This is a genomic window from Phormidium pseudopriestleyi FRX01 (assembly GCF_017313335.1).
Taxonomy (GTDB): Bacteria; Cyanobacteriota; Cyanobacteriia; order Cyanobacteriales; family Laspinemataceae; genus Laspinema; species Laspinema pseudopriestleyi.
Window position 1 is genome coordinate 1 of sequence record NZ_JAFLQW010000235.1, and the last position, 3,133, is coordinate 3,133.

At 46.0% G+C, this 3,133-nt stretch carries 5 protein-coding genes; 4 read left to right on the top strand and 1 reads right to left on the bottom strand.

The window, feature by feature from the left end; translation table 11 throughout:
* Positions 1-2 precede the first annotated feature (2 nt).
* Entirely contained in the window at positions 3-584 is a 582-nt protein-coding gene (locus J0895_RS08620) for a thioredoxin family protein (RefSeq protein ID WP_207087697.1), read from the bottom strand.
* A gap of 249 nt (positions 585-833) precedes the next feature.
* Here J0895_RS08620 and J0895_RS08625 point away from each other — a divergent pair, with 249 nt between their 5' ends.
* The 4 genes from J0895_RS08625 (at position 834) to J0895_RS08640 (ending at position 2,978) form a co-directional block, all read left to right on the top strand.
* Positions 834-1,238 (top strand): NIL domain-containing protein, encoded by a 405-nt coding sequence (locus J0895_RS08625; RefSeq protein WP_207087698.1) that lies wholly within the window; start codon positions 834-836, stop codon positions 1,236-1,238.
* Between the two features lie 60 nt (positions 1,239-1,298).
* The gene (locus tag J0895_RS08630) at positions 1,299-1,724 is read left to right on the top strand and encodes a hypothetical protein (protein ID WP_207087699.1); all 426 of its coding nucleotides are present in this window, start codon (positions 1,299-1,301) and stop codon (positions 1,722-1,724) included.
* 210 nt (positions 1,725-1,934) lie between these two features.
* Positions 1,935-2,516 (top strand): signal peptidase I, encoded by a 582-nt coding sequence (lepB, locus tag J0895_RS08635; protein WP_207087700.1) that lies wholly within the window; start codon positions 1,935-1,937, stop codon positions 2,514-2,516.
* Between the two features lie 138 nt (positions 2,517-2,654).
* Positions 2,655-2,978 (top strand): DUF1825 family protein, encoded by a 324-nt coding sequence (locus J0895_RS08640; protein ID WP_207087701.1) that lies wholly within the window; start codon positions 2,655-2,657, stop codon positions 2,976-2,978.
* Positions 2,979-3,133 lie beyond the last annotated feature (155 nt).

Consider the following 3,133-nt stretch of genomic DNA (forward strand, 5'->3'; position numbering starts at 1 on the left):
ATTTAATTGACGACTTGAACGCTATGACTGCGCGGATCAGTTTTACTTGCATTTTTCGGAACTGCAGCACTATTTAACGCTGAATTTTGACCTTTAGCCTTGGCGTAGGGTAACGGATTTCCAGCAATTAATGCCTCGATATTTTCCGCCATAACTCCCCGAGGAATTTCACCGATCGCGGAGGCGATCGCCTCTCCATCCCCACCTAAAAATACAAAATGAGGAATACCATCCACCCGATATTGAGTCAACTCCGGTAACCACTTGGTATTGTCCACATTCAACATCACAAAATTAACGCTTTCTGCATATTCCGTTTCCAGTTCTTTCATTTCCGGTGCCATTGCCATACAGCTTGTGCACCAATTTGCATAAAATTCCATCAGAGTCGGTTTACCATTCTCCAGTGCCACCTCGTAAGGGATTGAATCCGTCTCCAGATCCGTTAAGGAAACCGTACTCGATTCAGTCCGCAATCCCAGAAAAATCCCCACCGCTAGGACCGTAGCCGTCAGGACAATCATCAGATTTCTGAGTTGATTCAGGAATGAAGCAGTGGGTTTTTCAGGTGAATTTTCAGTCATCGCCTCTTTTATTACCAGTTGTGACAAGTTGTTTCTAGTTTAGCGAACGATCGCCAATTGGGAGGGATGAGCTCAGGGGGATAGAATTCTGGATGAGGGTCGGGGTAATTGGGGGCGGCGCAAGCCAACTGCATTTTTTCTCAGAAGCCGTGCTACAATAAGACTCGGGAATTTCGATAATAATTCGACAAGAAATCCCCAAAGAGTTTTATCCCTTTGCTAATTCCTGTAATTCATTCAAAGTAAACCGTGAAAAAACGAGTTACCCTAACCTTTCCTAAACGTTCGATACAAATGCCAATTACTTATCGGTTGGCGAAAGATTTTAACGTGGCTGCTAATATTATTCGGGCACAGGTTGCACCCAACCAAGTGGGGACCCTAGTGGTTGAATTATCCGGGGATATTGATCAACTCGATGCGGCAATGGATTGGATGCGAGGGCATGATATTACCATTTCCCTGGCCTCTCGGGAAATCTTAATTGATGAAGAAAGTTGCGTCCACTGCGGACTCTGCACAGGAGTCTGTCCCACGGAAGCACTGCACCTCAACCGGGAGAGTTTTCAACTGAATTTCACGCGATCGCGTTGTGTCGTTTGTGAACAATGTATTCCCACCTGTCCCGTCCAAGCCATTTCTACAAATCTTTAGAGTCCGCCGAATATTGAACCATCAAGACGTGAGTGTTTAACAAGTGCCAGAGGAGATCCCATGTTTTTTATCAAAGCACTTCCCCGGCTGTCTCTGACGCTACTTGCTGTGACTTATTTTAACTTTGGATGGACCTTAGCCAACGCCAAATCTCCCTTATGGGTGTGGGTTTTATCCATCATTTTTACATTTCTGATGGCTGAGGTTTTAGCGGCCCCTTGGTCGATTATCCGCACGTTTTCCGTGCGGTGGTTGAAATCTGATTATCGGACATTTTTTACAGTCTTGTTGGGCGCTTTTTTTCTAGTCGTGTTCCTCTCGTGGTTGGATATTTCCACTTACGGATTAGTCTTATTAGTCTCCGCCTCGATCGCCCGACTTGACCTCCAAACGGGTCCGTTTCGTCCCTGGCAGGATTTTGTAATTTTATTTGTGGTAGCTACCCTAGGTTTGAGCCTCGGTTGGGCGATCTACTTAATTTTATAATCTCTCGACCCATCAATCGGGAGTGGGACCCCCAGGAATTGGACCCTCCTTTGAATCCAGAGAGTGTCAGAGTTGAATCCCAGACTAGAGGCGCGACTGCAACGTTGTAAGATAAAAAGACACAAGCAAACATCGAGATGCTCGCGGATCTGGAACAGATGCCAGAAGCAAAGCGGGCAGATCTGGCCTCATCGGAGAAGGGAACAGGAGATGACCTCGCAGAAAACGGAATTAACAACAACAGACCCCATTGAATCAAAGGGGTGGAAGCAGTGGCGAGACAACGTTCAAATTTTGGCACTGGCCTTGATTTTAGCCCTAGGGATTCGAGCTTTTGTCGCTGAACCGCGATATATTCCCTCCGTCTCAATGGTTCCGACCCTAGAAATCGGCGATCGCATCGTCGTCGAAAAACTGTCCTATCACTGGCGATCGCCCACCACCGGAGATATCATCGTCTTCGATCCGCCAGCAGCCCTTCAACAGTACGGTTACACCAAAAACCAAGCCTTCATCAAACGAGTCATTGCCACCGAAGGTCAGTTTGTCCGCATTCACAACGGCCAACTCTACCTCAATGACGAACCCCTACAAGAAGAGTACATCGCCGGACCCCCAGACTATGAGTGGGGTCCCCAACAAGTCCCGACCGACACAGTATTTGTCATGGGAGATAACCGTAATAACAGCAATGACTCCCATGTTTGGGGGTTTTTACCCAAAACCAACATCATTGGACGCGCAGTCGGGCGATTTTGGCCCGTTAATCGGATCGGTTTCCTCGACAATTAACTTCAAATTTCCCTCAAAAACCAGGTAGAAATCTATTCTTGACTAAAACCATTTTCCACCACTGCACTAAAATAATAAGATAGAAGGTGGGAATTCCCACCGACCGGGGAAACGAGTATAAGAGAAACTGGGAAAACAATGGGTTTTTTTGATTCTGAAATCGTTCAGCAAGAAGCCAAAGAGCTGTTTGAAGATTATCAAGCTTTGATTCAACTGGGCAGCAATTACGGAAAATTTGACAGAGAAGGGAAAAAGCTCTATATTGATCGCATGGAAGCCATGATGGATCGGTACAGCATTTTTATGAAACGCTTTGAACTCTCTGAAGACTTCATGGCTCAAATGACCGTTGAACAGCTTAAGACCCAACTGGGTCAATTTGGCATGACACCGCAGCAGATGTTTCAACAGATGCACCAAACCCTAGAACGCATGAAAAAGCAATTAGAAGAAGAGACTTAAAATCTTACCATCCAGCCAACACAGATAATATTGCCAAGGGAAACTTTTGCAACTAGGCAAAAGGGAGATGATCGCCCAGATAGATTCACTGGGACAAGAAACCGGGTTTCTGGCCTAGAGAAAACTGCCAAGTGCTACAGATTAAGGACAAGAAA